Consider the following 14,486-nt stretch of genomic DNA (forward strand, 5'->3'; position numbering starts at 1 on the left):
TGGGGGGGCAGTGAGTGAGTCGGGCAGATGATATTTCAAAGCTATTCAACAAGCTGGGTGCCAACCCGAGCGGCTATCGCGAGATCGACTTTGTCCATGAGTTCATCGAGGACGAAATAGAGGTCCTGGAAGCCCCCGCAGTCACTCACGCTCCACCTGTGATCGAAGCACCCTCGGCGCCGCTGCTGCGCCTGCTGGAGGAACTGAGCCAAGGTGAAGCCGACCACCTGCAGCCGCCCGAAGTGGTGGAAGGGCGGGACGGCCAGGTGTACTCCGAGCAATCCAGCCCTAAAGTCGTAGTGTTGGTCTCGGTCAAGGGTGGCGTTGGCCGCAGTACCCTGGCCGCCGCGATTGCCAGCGGTCTGCAGCGCCAGGGCCGCCCGGCGCTGGCCCTGGACCTGGACCCGCAAAACGCCCTGCGCCACCACCTGTGCCTGGGCCTGGACATGCCCGGCGTCGGCGCCACCAGCCTGCTCAACGAAAGCTGGGCCGCCCTGCCCGAGCGCGGTTTTGCCGGTTGCCGGCTGGTGGCATTCGGTGCCACTGACCACGAGCAACAGCACAGCCTCAATCGCTGGTTGGGCCAGGACAGCGAGTGGCTCAGCAAGCGATTGTCCGGCCTCAAGTTGAGCGGCCAGGACACCGTGATCATCGACGTCCCCGCCGGCAACACCGTCTACCTCAGCCAGGCCATGTCGGTCGCCGACGCTGTGCTGGTGGTCGTACAGCCGGACGTGGCCTCGTTCAGCACACTCGACCAGATGGACAGCCTGCTGGCGCCGCACCTCAAGCGCGCCAAACCGCCACAACGCTTCTACGTGATCAACCAGCTGGACGGTGCCCACCGCTTCAGCCTGGACATGGCCGAGGTGTTCAAGACCCGTCTGGGCGCTGCGTTGTTGGGGACTGTCCACCGTGACCCCGCATTCAGCGAAGCCCAGGCCTACGGGCGTGACCCCCTCGACCCAACCGTCAACAGTATCGGCAGCCAAGACGTCCACGCCCTGTGCCGCACCTTGCTCGAACACATCGACTCGGACCTTCCATGACCGACACTACGTCCTCCACGCCCTTCGTCGAAGGGCACGCCGAACAGCGCCTCAATGACGCCATCGCGCGCTTCAATCGGTGGCCTGCGGCGCTGCGTACGGTGCTGGTTGTCGCCAGTTGCGTGCTCGGCGCGCTGCTGTTGCTGGGCATTATCAGCGCGCCGCTCGATCTCTACAGCCAATGCCTGTTCGCCGGCGTGTGCTTCCTCGCGGTGCTGGTGCTGCGCAAGATCCCGGGGCGCCTGGCGATCCTCGCGCTGGTGGTGCTGTCGCTGGTGGCGTCGTTGCGCTACATGTTCTGGCGCCTCACCTCCACCCTCGGCTTTGAAACCTGGCTCGACATGTTCTTCGGCTACGGCCTGGTCGCGGCCGAGTTCTACGCCCTGGTCGTGCTCATCTTCGGCTACGTGCAAACCGCCTGGCCGCTGCGCCGCACGCCGGTATGGCTCAAGACCGAGCCGGAGGAGTGGCCGACGGTCGACGTGTTCATTCCCACCTATAACGAAGCGCTGAGCATCGTAAAACTGACCATCTTCGCCGCCCAGGCGATGGACTGGCCCAAGGACAAGCTGCGCGTCCACGTGCTCGATGACGGCCGTCGCGACGACTTCCGCGACTTCTGCCGCAAGGTCGGGGTGAACTACATCCGCCGCGACAACAACTTCCACGCCAAGGCCGGTAACCTCAACGAAGCGTTGAAAGTCACCGACGGCGAATACATCGCGCTGTTCGACGCCGACCACGTGCCGACGCGTTCCTTCCTGCAAGTGAGCCTGGGCTGGTTCCTCAAGGACCCGAAGCTGGCGATGCTGCAAACGCCGCACTTCTTCTTTTCGCCGGACCCGTTCGAAAAGAACCTCGATACCTTTCGCGCCGTGCCCAACGAGGGTGAGCTGTTCTACGGCCTGGTGCAGGACGGCAACGACTTGTGGAACGCCACGTTCTTCTGCGGCTCCTGCGCCGTCATCCGCCGTGAGCCGCTGCTGGAAATCGGCGGCGTGGCCATCGAGACGGTGACCGAAGACGCCCACACCGCGCTCAAGCTCAACCGCCTGGGCTACAACACCGCTTACCTGGCTATCCCGCAGGCCGCGGGCCTGGCCACCGAAAGCCTGTCGCGCCATATCAACCAGCGGATTCGCTGGGCGCGAGGTATGGCGCAGATTTTCCGCACCGACAACCCGCTGCTGGGCAAGGGCCTGAAGTGGGGGCAGCGCATCTGCTATGCCAACGCCATGCTGCACTTCTTTTATGGGTTGCCGCGCCTGGTGTTCCTCACCGCGCCACTGGCCTACCTGATTTTCGGCGCCGAGATTTTCCACGCCTCGGCGCTGATGATCGTCGCCTACGTGCTGCCGCACCTGGTGCACTCCAGCCTGACCAACTCACGGATCCAGGGGCGTTTCCGTCACTCGTTCTGGAACGAGGTGTACGAGACCGTACTGGCCTGGTACATCCTGCCGCCGGTGCTGGTCGCGCTGGTCAACCCCAAGGCGGGTGGCTTCAACGTCACCGACAAGGGCGGCATCATCGACAAGCAGTTCTTCGACTGGAAACTCGCCCGCCCGTACCTGGTGTTGTTGGCGGTGAACCTGGTCGGCCTGGGCTTCGGTATCCACCAGTTGGTCTGGGGCGATGCGTCCACAGCCGTGACGGTGGCGATCAACCTGACCTGGACCCTCTACAACCTGATCATCACCAGTGCCGCCGTGGCCGTGGCCTCGGAAGCGCGTCAGGTACGTTCCGAGCCACGGGTCAGCGCCAAGCTGCCGGTGAGCATCATTTGTGCCGACGGCCGTGTGCTGGACGGCACTACCCAGGACTTCTCGCAAAACGGCTTCGGCCTGATGCTCAGCGATGGGCACTCGATCACCCGTGGCGAACGCGTGCAACTGGTGCTGTCGCGCAACGGCCAGGACAGCCTGTTCGATGCGCGCGTGGTGTTCAGCAAGGGCGCGCAGATCGGCGCCCAGTTCGAGCCTCTCAGCCTGCGCCAGCAAAGCGAACTGGTACGCCTGACCTTCTCCCGTGCCGATACCTGGGCCGCGAGTTGGGGCGCCGGCCAGCCGGACACACCGTTGGCGGCCCTGCGCGAAGTCGGCGCCATCGGCATCGGCGGTCTGTTCACCCTCGGCCGCGCCACCCTGCACGAACTGCGTCTGGCCTTGAGCCGCACCCCCACAAAACCGCTAGATACGCTGATGGACAAGCCATGACCTCGAAGATATTCGCTCGCCCTCATCCGCGCCGTGCACTCGCGCTGATGATCGCCTCGCTGATGGGCCTCAACACCCTGGCGCAAGCTGCCGAGCAAGCGGCTGCCACCGTGCCGGTACAAAGCACCGATAACGGCTATAGCCTGACGCTCAAGCAGTTGGGCCGTCGCGACACCATGAACCTGCAAGGCGTGGAGTCGTCCGACAGCGTCAACTTCGATATCCGTGCCGATGAAGTGGTGAAGGGCGCGCAACTGCTGCTCAAGTACAGCTACTCGCCGGCGCTGCTGGCGGACCTGTCGCAGATCAACGTGCTGGTCAACGGCGAAGTCGCCGCCAGCCTGGCGCTGCCCAAAGAAGGCGCGGGCACCCCGCAAGAGCAACTGGTGCAGATCCCGCCGAAGTTGATCACCGAGTTCAACCGCCTGAGCCTGCAGTTCATCGGCCACTACACCATGTCCTGCGAAGACCCGTTGCACAGCAGCCTGTGGGCCAAGATCAGCAACAGCAGCGAGCTGAAAGTGCAGGTCGAGCCGATCGTGCTCAAAGACGACCTGGCGGTGCTGCCGCTGCCGTTCTTCGACAAGCGCGACGCTCGCCAGGTGAGCCTGCCGTTCGTGTTTGCCACCGCGCCGGACAGCGCCGCACTGGAAGCCGCTGGCGCCTTGTCGTCGTGGATCGGCGGCCTCGCCAGCTACCGGGGCGCGACCTTCCCGACCACCCTCGGCGAGCTGCCGGCCAAAGGCAACGCCATCGTGCTGGTGCAAACCGCCGACGCGATGGACGTGCACGGTGTGGCCATCGCCAAGCCGACCGGCCCGACCCTGACCCTCATCGCCAACCCCAACGACGCCAACGGCAAGCTGCTGATCGTCACCGGGCGTGACGGCGAAGAGCTCAAGCGTGCCGCCAACGCGGTGGTGCTGGGCAACCCGGTGCTGGCCGGTAACAGCGTGGTCATCACCAAGCTCGACACCCTGGCACCGCGCCGCCCGTACGATGCGCCGAACTGGCTGCCAAGCAACCGCCCGGTACGCCTGGGCGAACTGATCGAACAGCAGAAACTCAGCGTGTCGGGCTACAACCCGGGCGCCATCAGCGTCGACATGCGCCTGCCGCCCGACCTGTTCAACTGGCGTGAAGAGGGCGTGCCGCTCAAGGTCAAATACCGCTACACGCCGCAGCAAGTGTCGACCAACTCCTCCCTGTTGATCGGCCTGAATGACCAGTTCATGAAGTCCGTGGCGTTGCCGTCGGTGGCCAACCTGGGCGGCGGCCAGACCCTGCTCGACCAGTTGAAGAAAGACGAAAGCCTGCCGCGTGAAGTGACCACGCTGTTGCCGATCAGCTCGGCATCGCCCAAATCCAAGCTGCAGCTGCGCTTCATGTACGACTACATCAAGGAAGGCGAATGCCGCGACATCATCGTCGACAACATGCGCGGTTCCATCGACCCGGATTCGACCCTCGACGTCACCGGCTACCAGCACTACATCGCCATGCCTAACCTGGGCGTGTTCAACGACTCTGGCTTCCCGTTCACCCGTCTGGCCGACCTGTCGGAATCCGCCGTGGTCATGCCCGACAACTACGGCACCGACGAGTTGACCGCCTACCTGACCGTGCTCGGTCGCTTCGGCGAAGCCACCGGCTACCCGGCCACCGCCGTCAAAGTGGTGCAGGCCAAGGACGTGCAGAGCGTTGCCGACAAAGACCTGCTGGTACTTGCCACCGCCGCCAACCAGCCGTTGCTCAAGCAGTGGCAGCAATACCTGCCGGCGACCAGTGATGGCGAGCAGCACCACTTCCTGCTGTCCGACCTGCCGCGTTATGTGCGCAGCTGGATCAGCCCCGACCCGGCGGCCAACCAGCATCCGGCCAACACCGGCATTACGTTCAAGGGCCTGAGCAACAGCACCTGGCTGGCCGGTTTCCAATCGCCGCTCAAATCGGGCCGCAGTGTGGTGCTGATCGCCAGCAACCAGCCGCAGGGCCTGCTGGAAGCCACCTCGGCGCTGATCGGCGGTGACGACTACAAAGACTCGATCCAGGGCAGCCTGGCCGTGGTGCAGGGCACAACCATCAGCTCGCTGGTCGGTGACGAGCAGTACTACGTCGGCAAGCTCAACTACTTCAAACTCATGCAGTGGCAACTGTCACAGAACCTGGGCTGGATGCTGTTGATCACCTTCCTCGGCCTGGCCGTGGTGACCAGTCTGGTCTACCTGTCGCTGCGCGCACGTGCAAAACGGCGGTTGGCATGAGCCTGCTCAAGCGTATGGCCCTGGCGACACTGGGCGCGATGATGTTCGCCGGCGGCGCCCAGGCGCAGACCTGTGACTGGCCGCTGTGGCAGAACTACGCCAAGCGCTTCGTGCAGGACGACGGCCGGGTGCTGAACTCGTCCATGAAGCCCACCGAGAGCAGTTCGGAAGGGCAGTCCTATGCGATGTTCTTCGCCCTGGTCGGCAACGATCGTGCGAGCTTCGACAAGCTGTGGACCTGGACCAAGGCCAACATGTCAGGCTCCGACATCGGCCAGAATCTGCCGGGTTGGTTGTGGGGTAAAAAAGCCGATAACACCTGGGGCGTGATCGACCAGAACTCCGCCAGCGACGCGGACTTGTGGATGGCCTACGCCTTGCTCGAAGCGGCCCGCGTGTGGAATGCACCGCAGTACCGCGCCGACGCACAGCTGTTGTTGGCCAACGTCGAACGCAACCTGATCGTGCGTGTGCCGGGCCTGGGCAAGATGCTGTTGCCGGGGCCTGTCGGCTATGTGCATCCGGGTGGCTTGTGGCGTTTCAACCCGAGCTACCAGGTGCTTGCGCAACTGCGTCGCTTCCAGAAAGAACGGCCGAACGGCGGCTGGAACGAAGTCGCCGAAAGCAATGCGCGGATGCTTGCCGACAGCGCCAGCAACCCCCATGGCCTTGCGGCCAACTGGGTTGGTTACCGCGCCACCAGCGCCAACACCGGGGTGTTCGTGGTCGATCCGTTCTCCGATGACCTGGGCAGCTACGATGCAATCCGCACGTATATGTGGGCCGGCATGACCGCCAAGGGCGATCCTTTGGCAGCGGCGATGCTCAAGTCGCTGGGGGGTATTTCCCGTGCGACGGCGGCGTCGGTCACCGGCTTCCCGCCGGAAAAAATCCACGTACTGACCGGCGAAGCCGAGAAAAACAACGGCTATACGCCGATGGGCTTCTCGGCCGCTACCTTGGCCTTCTTCCAGGCCCGCGGCGAAACCGCCCTGGCGCAATTGCAAAAAGCCAAGGTCGACGACGCGCTCAATAAAGCCCTGGCGCCCTCGGCGCCCGACAGTGCGCAGCCGATCTACTACGACTACATGCTCAGCCTGTTCGGCCAGGGCTTCGCCGATCAGAAGTACCGGTTTGAACAAGACGGTACGGTCAAACTTTCCTGGGAGGCCGCATGCGCCGTCACACGCTAGCCATTGCGATTCTCGCTGCCCTGGCTTCCACCGCCAGCCTCGCTGAAACCAGCGACCCACAGTCCTTGCTGATCGAGCAGGGCTACTACTGGCAGTCGAAAAAGAACCCCGAGCGCGCCCTGGAAACCTGGCAGAAACTCTTGAACCTGGCCCCGGAGCAACCGGACGCGTTGTACGGCATCGGTTTGATCCAGGTGCAGCAGAACCGCCCGGCCGAAGCCCGGAAGTACCTGGCCCGCTTGCAGGCGCTGAGCCCGCTGCCGCGCCAGGCGTTGCAGCTGGAGCAGGACATCACCGTGGCGGTGCCGGACAACGCCAGGTTGCTGGAGCAGGCCCGCGAGTTGGGTGAACCCGAGGACGAGCGCGAAAAGGCCGTGGCCCTGTACCGCCAGATTTTCCAGGGTCGCCAGCCCCAAGGCCTGATCGCCCGTGAGTACTACAACACCCTGGGTTTCACCGCCAAGGGCACCAATGAAGCCATCGCCGGCTTGCAGCGTTTGTCCCGTGAGCGGCCGAACGACCCGATCGTTGCGCTGTTCCTGGCCAAGCACCTGGCGCGTAACCCCGCCACGCGGCCGGACGGCATCCGGGCGCTGGCCAAGCTGGCACCGAACAACGACGTGGGCGGCAACGCCGATGAAACCTGGCGCTTTGCGCTGATCTGGCTCGGCCCGCCGAAGCCGGACCAGGTGGCGTTGTTCCAGCAATTCCTGACCGCGCACCCGGATGACACCGAGATCCGCGCCATCATGGAAAAAGGCATCGCCCAAGGCAAAGGCGGTGGTGCCTGGCAGCGTGATCCGCAAATGACCAAGGCCTTCAAGGCCCTGGACGATGGCGACCTGAAAACCGCCGAGCCCCTGCTGGCAGCGCGCCTCGCGCAAAAATCCAACGACGTCGATGCCCTCGGCGGCATGGGCGTGTTGCGTCAGCAGCAGGAACGCTACGGCGAAGCGGAAAACTACCTGGTTCAAGCCACGCGCTTGCCCGGTGGTGCGGCCTGGCAGTCGGCCTTGAACGATGTGCGCTACTGGAACCTGATCAGCCAGAGCCGTGACGCTCAGCGCGCCGGTCGCAGCGCCCAGGCCCGCGACCTGGTGGCCCAGGCAGAGCGCCTGAACCCGGGCCAGCCCGGCGCGGCTGTCGCATTGGCGGGCTTCCAGGCCCAGGACAATCAGTTCGAGGAAGCCGAAGCCGGCTACCGCAAGGTGCTGGCCCGTCACCCTGGCGACGCGGATGCCTTGAGCGGCTTGATCAACGTGTTGTCCCAGTCGGGCCAGCCGGATGAGGCCTTGAAGCTGATCGACTCGGTGTCGCCGGCCCAGCGCGCCAAGTTCGCGCCGAGTGTGAAAATCAACGCGCTGCGGGCGACTCAGGTCGGCAAGCTGGCCGAGCAACGTGGCGATTTGAAAGGTGCGCAAGCCGCTTACCGCCAGGCGCTCGACGCTGACCCGGAAAACCCCTGGACGCGCTTTGCCCTGGCACGCATGTACCTGCGTGACGGCCAGATCCGCGCTGCCCGTGCCTTGATTGACGGCTTGCTCAAGACCCAACCCAACCAGCCGGACGCGCTGTACACCAGCACCCTGCTGTCGGCGGAATTGAGCGAATGGAAGCAGGCCGAAGCGACCTTGGGACGTATCCCCATGGCGCAGCGCACCGCCGACATGAACGAACTGGCGACCGATATCGCGCTGCACCAGCAGACCGACATCGCCATCGAGACCGCTCGCCGTGGCCAGCGCCCGGAAGCCCTGGCGTTGCTGGGGCGTTCCGAACCGCTGACCCGCAAGAAACCCGAGCGCGTGGCCGTGCTGGCCGCCGCCTATGTGGAAGTGGGCGCTGCACAGTACGGCCTGGACATGATGCAGAAGGTGGTGGAGAACAATCCCAACCCGACGGTCGACCAGAAGCTGCTGTACGCCAACGTGCTGCTCAAGGCCAACAAATACAGCGCGGCGGGTGAGATCCTGCGCGAAGTGCAAGGCCAGCCGCTGACCGAGACCGGGCGCCAGCGCTACGACGATTTGATCTACCTGTACCGGGTCAAGCAGGCCGACGCCCTGCGTGAGAAAAACGACCTGGTGGCCGCCTACGACATGCTGTCACCGGCCCTGGCCCAGCGCCCGAACGATGCCTTGGGTGTCGGCGCCCTGGCGCGCATGTATGCCGACAGCGGCAACGGCAAAAAGGCTATGGAGCTGTATGCGCCGTTGATCCAGCAGAACCCCGACAATGCACGTCTGCAACTGGGCCTGGCGAACATTGCCCTGAAAGGTCGCGACCGTGACCTGGCACAACGCGCCACTGACAAGGCGTTGGCGCTGGAGCCGGGTAACCCGGAGATCCTCACCTCGGCGGCCGGTGTCTACCAAGGCCTGGGCAAAAACAGCGAAGCCGCTGAACTGCTGCGCAGGGCCCTGGTGATCGAGAACGCGATGAAGGCCAGGACCCAGGTGGCCCAGGCCGGCACCGAAGCCAAGTCGTCGAACCCGTTCGTGGGCTTGCCCGGCCAGCGTCGCCAGGTCACCGACCTGACCATCGCCGGTGCGGTGCCACCACCGATCGATGCGCCGACCAACAGCGTGACCTCCAACGCATTTGCGAGTGCAACGTCCAACGACCTGAGCGATCCGTTTGTTCCGCCGTCGAAAATCGCCTCCATCGACAGCCCCGAGCTGAGCCCGGCGCGTCGTGCGCTGGACACCATCCTGCGCGACCGTACCGGTTATGTGGTGCAAGGCTTGAGCGCGCGCAGCAACAACGGCGAAAAAGGCTTGAGCAAACTCACCGATATCGAAGCGCCGTTTGAAGCGCGCATGCCGGTCGGCGATAACACCGTGGCGCTGCGAGTGACGCCGGTGCATTTGAGTGCCGGCAGTGTCAGCGATGACGCTGCATCACGCTTTGGCGGCGGCAAAGCCACCTCACCCCGCACCCAGAACGCGACCGGTGTGGGCTTGGCCGTGGCTTTCGAGAACCCGGATGAAGGCCTCAAGGCCGACGTCGGCGTCAGCCCACTGGGCTTCCTCTACAACACCATCGTCGGTGGGGTGAGCGTGTCGCGTCCGTTCGAGGCCAATTCGAATTTCCGTTATGGCGCGAATATCTCGCGGCGCCCGGTCACCGACAGCGTCACGTCCTTCGCCGGTTCCAAAGACGGTGATGGCTATAAATGGGGCGGTGTGACCGCCAACGGCGGGCGGGGTGAGTTGAGCTACGACAACCAGAAGCTGGGCGTCTACGGTTACGGCTCCCTGCACCAACTGATGGGTAACCACGTTGACGACAACACTCGCATGGAGCTGGGCAGCGGCATCTACTGGTACCTGCGCAATAACCCGCAGGACACGCTGACCCTGGGTGTCAGTGCCTCGGCGCTGAGCTTCAAGGAAAACCAGGACTTCTACACCTATGGCAACGGCGGCTACTTCAGCCCGCAGCGTTTCTTCTCCCTGGGTGTGCCGATCCGGTGGGCGCAGAGCTTCGATCGCTTCAGCTACCAGGTAAAAAGTTCGGTGGGTGTGCAGTATATCGGCCAAGATAGCGCGGACTTTTTCCCGGGCCACAAAGACCTGGGTACCCAGGAGTACAAAAGCTCGGACAAAACCGGCATCGGCTACAGCTTCAATGCCGCCGCCGAATATCGCCTCAGCTCGCGCTTCTACCTGGGTGGCGAGATCGGTGTCGACAACGCCCAGGACTACCGCCAGTACGCCGGTAATGCTTACCTGCGCTACTTGTTCGAAGACCTGAGCGGGCCGATGCCCTTGCCGGTCAGCCCTTACCGTTCCCCTTATTCCAACTGATTAAATCGGAGTCATTCATGCCTGTTTCTGCGATTGCCGGCCTGACCATGCTGGTATTGGGCGAAAGTCATATGAGCTTTCCCGATTCGTTGCTCAACCCGCTGCAAGACAACCTCACCCAGCAAGGCGCGGTGGTTCACTCCATCGGTGCGTGCGGTGCCGGCGCGGCGGATTGGGTGGTGCCGAAAAAAGTCGAGTGCGGCGGCGAGCGCATGCCCACCGGCAAGGCTGTGATCTATGGCAAGAACGCCATGAGCACCACGCCGATCAAAGACCTGATCGCCAAGGACAAGCCCGACGTGGTTGTGTTGATCATCGGCGACACCATGGGCTCCTACACCAACCCGGTGTTCCCCAAAGCCTGGGCCTGGAAAAGCGTGACCTCGCTGACCAAGGAAATCGCCGCCACCGGCACCAAGTGCGTGTGGGTCGGCCCGCCATGGGGTAAGGTCGGTTCGCAGTACAAGAAGGACGACACCCGCACCAAGCTGATGTCGTCGTTCCTGGCCAGCAACGTGGCGCCGTGCACTTACATCGACTCGCTGACCTTCTCCAAGCCGGGCGAGTGGATCACCACCGACGGCCAGCACTTCACCATCGACGGCTACCAGAAGTGGGCCAAGGCGATCGGGACAGCCTTGGGTAACCTGCCGCCATCGGCCTACGGTAAAGGAAGCAAATAATGAAGCGAATGACCCTGGGCCTGGCGACCTTGCTCGCCAGCGTCAGCGCCTACAGTGCCGACATCCCGCTGTATCCGACCGGCCCGGAGCAAGACGCAGCGTTCCTGCGTTTTGCCAACGGCACCCCGGGCGAATTGAAGCTGGTGGCGGACGGTTCCAAGGCCAGCTTGGTCCTGAGCGGCGACAAAGCCGTGTCGGCGTTCCTGCCGGTGGTCGGCGGCGACAAGCCGATCAAGGGCGTCTTGAGCAGCGGCGGCAAAAACGCGGATTTCTCGGTGAACGTCGCGCCGGGTGAGTTCGCCACAGTGGTCGCATTGGTCGACGCCAAGGGCGCCACGCGCCAGCTGGTGGTGCGCGAAGTGCCGGACGACTTCAATGCGCTCAAGGCCTCCCTGGCCTTTATCAACGCCGACGCCAGCTGCGCCGACGCCAGCCTGGAAGCCGTGGCGCAAAAGGCCGAGTTGTTCAAGAAGGTCGCTGAAGGTGCGGTGCAGCGGCGCATGATCAACCCGGTGGAACTGTCGGTGCAGCTCAAATGCGCCGGCGCGCCGGTCGGTCAGCCGCTGGCGTTCACGCTCAAGGCGGGCGAGCGCTACAGCGTATTGGCCGTTCCTTCAGATAAAGGCTCGAAGTTGCTGTTCGCCTCTGACGCACTCGCTAACTGATCGGGCCCGACACCACCATGGTCTTTGCCTCACTCGAATTCCTCACGCTGTTCCTGCCGGCCTTCCTGTTGATCTACGCGCTGGCTCGTCCGAGCTGGCGCAACGTCATCCTGCTGATCGGCAGCTGGCTGTTCTACGGCTGGTTGAGCCCGTTGTTCCTGTTGCTGCACATGGTGTTGACCGTGGTGGCATGGGGCGGCGGCTTGCTGGTGGACCGCTCCCGTGAGGACGGCAAAGGCCGGGTGCGCCTGTTGATCGCATTGATCGTGTTCAACACGGCGGTGCTGTGTTGGTACAAGTACGCCAACATCGTCGCCGGCACGGTGAGCGAGGTGATCACCTGGTACGGCGCGATGCCGCTGGACTGGCAGCGTGTGGCCTTGCCGGCCGGCTTGTCGTTCATCGTATTGCAGGCGATTTCCTACCTGGTGGATGTGCACCGGCATACGGTGCCGGTGGAGCGCAGCTTCATCAACTACGCCACCTATATCTCGATGTTCGGGCACTCGATTGCCGGCCCGATCATCCGTTACGACTGGGTTCGCCGCGAGCTGAACCAGCGGTATTTCAACTGGGCGAATTTCTCCCTGGGCGCGCGACGCTTCATGATCGGCATGGGCATGAAAGTGCTGGTGGCCGACACCCTGTCGCCGCTGGTGGACATCGCCTTCCACCTTGAACACCCCAGCCTGGTGGACGCCTGGATCGGGTGCCTGGCGTATTCGCTGCAACTGTTCTTCGACTTCGCCGGCTACAGCGCCATGGCCATCGGCCTGGGCCTGATGCTGGGCTTCCACTTCCCGGAAAACTTCAATCGGCCGTACCTGGCCAGCAGCATCCAGGATTTCTGGCGGCGCTGGCACTTGTCGTTGTCCAGCTGGTTGCGCGACTACCTGTACATCGCCCTGGGCGGGAACCGCGACGGCGTGTGGCGCACCTATCGCAACCTGTTCCTGACCATGGCGATTGCCGGGTTGTGGCACGGCGGCGACAGCTGGAACTACCTGTTGTGGGGTTCGGCCCATGGCGTGGCGCTGTGTGTCGACCGCGCCTGGTCGCGATCGAGCCTGCCGAGCATTCCGCCGGTGTTGTCGCACGTCCTGACCTTGCTGTTTGTGTGCCTGGCCTGGACCTTGTTCCGCGCGCCGGACTTCCACTCGGCACTGACCATGTACGCCGGCCAGTTCGGCCTGCATGGCATGGCCTTGGGTGACGCGATGGCCGTGGCCATGCGCCCGGCCCATGGCATGGCCGCGCTGTTGGGCCTGGTCTGCATCATCGCGCCAATCTGGCAGGTGCGTTGTGAACAGCGCTTCGGCACCCAACCGTGGTTCGTGCTGGCGGCTTCGCTGTGGCCGGTGGCCGGGTTTGTGTTGTCGTTCGCGCTGATCGCCAGCCGTGACGCCGTACCGTTTCTGTACTTTCAGTTCTAAGGACGCCCGACCATGCCTGCTCCTACCGCGCCGACGCCTCCGAGTGAACTGGCCGTTCGCACCAGCCCCCTGGCGGCCTGGGTGCTGGTGCCCTTCCTGGCGGCGGGGCTGTTGTCATGCGCCTGGCTGATGGTGAAGGGACCGATCAGCTATGTGCCGGCCAAGGTCGACAGCGACATGCTGCTGCACGGCGACCTGACCCACCGTTTTGCCAAGGAACTGGCCAAGGCACCGATGGCAATCCAGGCCGCCAACCTGGAGCGCGGCGGCAGCTGGCTGGCGTTCGGTGACACCGGGCCGCGGGTACGGCGAGGTTGCCCGGGCTGGCTGTTTATCAGTGATGAACTGCGCATCAACCGGCATGCCGAGGCCAATGCCCAGACCAAGGCCCAGGCGGTGATCGACCTGCAAAAACAACTGGGTCAAAAAGGCATCGACCTGCAAGTGGTGGTGGTGCCGGACAAGAGCCGCATCGCCGCTGCCGAACGCTGTGGCCTGTACCGCCCGGCGGTGCTCGACGGCCGCATTCAGGACTGGACCAAACGGCTGCAAGCTGCCGGCGTTTCCGCGCTGGACCTGACCGACACTTTGAAACCCCTGGGCGCCGAAGCCTACCTGCGCACCGATACCCACTGGAGCGAAATCGGTTCCAACGCCGGCGCACAGGCGCTCGCGCAGCGCATCCAGCAGCGTGGCATCAAGGCCACGCCGGAGCAGGCGTTCGATATCACCCAGGCGCCGCTCGCCGTACGCCCGGGAGACCTGGTGCGCCTGGCCGGTCTGGATTGGTTGCCGCCCACGTTGCAGCCGCCGGGGGAGTCGGTCGCGGCCAGCAGCGCCCATGAAACCGGCGGCGCGACCAGCAATGCCGACGACCTGTTTGGCGACGCTGGCCTGCCCAATGTGGCGCTGATCGGCACCTCGTTTTCGCGCAACTCCAACTTTGTCGGCTTCCTGCAAAAAGCCCTGAATGCGCCGGTCGGCAATTTCAGCAAGGACGGGGGCGAGTTCTCGGGGGCGGCCAAGGCCTATTTCGAAAGCCCGGCCTTCAAGCAAACACCGCCCAAGTTATTGATTTGGGAGATTCCGGAGCGGGACCTGCAAACGCCCTACGATGCGATCACGGTTGGTCAGTAATTTGACGATTTGCCGTTTGTCTAAAAAATAGACAGCT

The 14,486-nt window shown here is 63.9% G+C and carries 9 protein-coding genes; all 9 read left to right on the plus strand.

All coding sequences use genetic code 11. The features are described 5' to 3' along the window. Nucleotides 1-14: 14 nt before the first annotated feature. Genes bcsQ through BM026_RS10515 form a run of 9 tightly spaced genes read left to right on the plus strand, consistent with a single transcriptional unit; the run spans nucleotide 15 to nucleotide 14,449 of the window. On the plus strand, nucleotides 15-1,049 hold the full coding sequence (gene bcsQ / locus BM026_RS10475; RefSeq protein WP_371914408.1) for a cellulose biosynthesis protein BcsQ: 1,035 nt from the start codon (nucleotides 15-17) through the stop codon (nucleotides 1,047-1,049). Then, entirely contained in the window at nucleotides 1,046-3,265 is a 2,220-nt protein-coding gene (bcsA, locus tag BM026_RS10480) for a UDP-forming cellulose synthase catalytic subunit (protein WP_092246227.1), read from the plus strand. The genes bcsQ and bcsA overlap by 4 nt, the downstream gene beginning before the upstream one ends. Continuing rightward, nucleotides 3,262-5,529 (plus strand): cellulose biosynthesis cyclic di-GMP-binding regulatory protein BcsB, encoded by a 2,268-nt coding sequence (gene bcsB, locus BM026_RS10485; protein WP_092246230.1) that lies wholly within the window; start codon nucleotides 3,262-3,264, stop codon nucleotides 5,527-5,529. The genes bcsA and bcsB overlap by 4 nt, the downstream gene beginning before the upstream one ends. Further along, complete coding sequence (gene bcsZ / locus BM026_RS10490; RefSeq protein WP_093528435.1) at nucleotides 5,526-6,722, plus strand: cellulose synthase complex periplasmic endoglucanase BcsZ; 1,197 nt, start codon at nucleotides 5,526-5,528, stop codon at nucleotides 6,720-6,722. The genes bcsB and bcsZ overlap by 4 nt, the downstream gene beginning before the upstream one ends. Beyond that, entirely contained in the window at nucleotides 6,704-10,531 is a 3,828-nt protein-coding gene (locus BM026_RS10495) for a cellulose biosynthesis protein BcsC (protein WP_093528438.1), read from the plus strand. Before bcsZ ends, BM026_RS10495 begins: the two co-directional genes overlap by 19 nt. 17 nt (nucleotides 10,532-10,548) lie before the next feature. After that, nucleotides 10,549-11,214, plus strand: a complete 666-nt coding sequence (locus tag BM026_RS10500; protein ID WP_071492442.1) for an SGNH/GDSL hydrolase family protein — start codon at nucleotides 10,549-10,551, stop codon at nucleotides 11,212-11,214. Then, complete coding sequence (locus BM026_RS10505; protein WP_093513504.1) at nucleotides 11,214-11,879, plus strand: cell division protein FtsQ; 666 nt, start codon at nucleotides 11,214-11,216, stop codon at nucleotides 11,877-11,879. The genes BM026_RS10500 and BM026_RS10505 overlap by 1 nt, the downstream gene beginning before the upstream one ends. A gap of 17 nt (nucleotides 11,880-11,896) precedes the next feature. Continuing rightward, nucleotides 11,897-13,312, plus strand: a complete 1,416-nt coding sequence (locus tag BM026_RS10510; protein WP_093528441.1) for an MBOAT family O-acyltransferase — start codon at nucleotides 11,897-11,899, stop codon at nucleotides 13,310-13,312. Between the two features lie 12 nt (nucleotides 13,313-13,324). Next, the gene (locus BM026_RS10515; RefSeq protein ID WP_093528444.1) at nucleotides 13,325-14,449 is read left to right on the plus strand and encodes an alginate O-acetyltransferase AlgX-related protein; all 1,125 of its coding nucleotides are present in this window, start codon (nucleotides 13,325-13,327) and stop codon (nucleotides 14,447-14,449) included. Nucleotides 14,450-14,486: the final 37 nt, after the last annotated feature.

This window comes from Pseudomonas sp. NFPP24, assembly GCF_900112095.1.
In the GTDB taxonomy this organism is placed as follows: domain Bacteria; phylum Pseudomonadota; class Gammaproteobacteria; order Pseudomonadales; family Pseudomonadaceae; genus Aquipseudomonas; species Aquipseudomonas extremorientalis.